The 1,261-nt window shown below is 60.8% G+C and carries 1 protein-coding gene; it reads right to left on the reverse strand.

What is annotated here, in order from left to right; all coding sequences use genetic code 11:
- Nucleotides 1–42 precede the first annotated feature (42 nt).
- Nucleotides 43–1,193, reverse strand: a protein-coding gene (locus tag ACTU6U_RS15340) for an IS3 family transposase (RefSeq protein WP_443469977.1) whose coding sequence is annotated in 2 segments (ribosomal slippage) — nt 43–926 and nt 926–1,193 — 1,152 coding nt in all. Because the reading frame shifts where the segments join, the coding sequence is not laid out codon by codon here.
- Between the last annotated feature and the right edge of the window lie 68 nt (nt 1,194–1,261).

Genomic DNA, 1,261 nt, shown 5'->3' on the forward strand with positions numbered 1-1,261 from the left:
GGGACTGCTGACGGTTTAGTTGACTCGTCTTGTTTGGGGTTTTCAGGCCGCGCGAGCGGCCTCTGTGTTGATTATCTCGAACTCGATCGGGGTGAGCCGCCCGAGCCGTCGTTGCCGGCGTCGCCGGTGATATGTCCGTTCGATCCAGGTGACGATCTCGAGCCGCAATTCCTGCCGCGAATGCCACCGTTTCTTGTTGAGGACGTTCTTCTGCAGGAGCGCGAAGAACGACTCCATCGCGGCGTTGTCCGCGCATGCTCCGACGCGTCCCATCGACCCGGTGATCCCGGTTTCTCGGACCAGCTCGACGAACTTCCGTGACCGAAATTGAGAGCCGCGATCGGAGTGCAGCGTTGTCCCGACCGGCTCACGCAGTGCGACCGCGTTGCGGAGCGCTGAGACAGCGAGCTCGGCCGTCATCCGCGAATCGATGGAATAGCCAACGATCCTGTTCGAGTGAACGTCCTTGATCGCGCAGAGATACAACTTGCCCTCATCGGTCCAATGCTCCGTGATGTCGGTGAGCCATAACTGGTCCGGCCTTGTCGCGGTGAAGTCACGGAGCACGAGGTCGTCATGCACGGGAGGTCCGGCCTTCCGATTCAGTCCGCGCTTCTTCGAGAACACAGACCACAACCGTTGCTGCGAACACAACCGCCACACCCGTCTCTCCGACGCCGCAAGGCCGCTCTCGGCTTCGATCTCATCGGAGATGAATCGATACCCAAACGCCGGATCGTCGGCATGAATATCGACAGCAGCGTTCGTCAGATGGGCGTTGTCCCAGTCGCGTTTCGAGACTGGATTGGCGCGCCATTTGAAGAACGCTTGCTTGCTGAAGCCCAGCACCCGGCAGGTCACCGTGATCGGAATCCGATCTGCGGCAAGGTCAAGGACCAGCGGGAACATCATTTGGGGAGTGACGCCTGCGACAGATACGCGGCTGCCCTGCGGAGGATCTCGTTCTCCTGCTCGAGCAGCCGGATGCGTTTCTTCGCCTCGCGCAGCTCAGCTGCGTCGGCTTGAGTCACGCCGGGTTTGATGCCGTCTTCGACGTCCGCGATCTTGAGCCACCGCTGCAGGCACGACTCGGAAACCCCGAAGTCTTTCGCGATGCGACTGATCGGGGCCTCGCCCCGCCGCGCGACCGCAACGACGTCGTTCCGGAACTCTTTGGGAAATGCTTTGGGCACGTTGACCATCCTTCCGTGAGAACCGAAATCCTCACAGCGTTGGAGTCAACTAAACCGTCAGCAGTCCC

Origin of the sequence: Microbacterium zouquanmingi (genome assembly GCF_052266695.1) — a bacterium.
GTDB lineage: Bacteria > Actinomycetota > Actinomycetes > Actinomycetales > Microbacteriaceae > Microbacterium.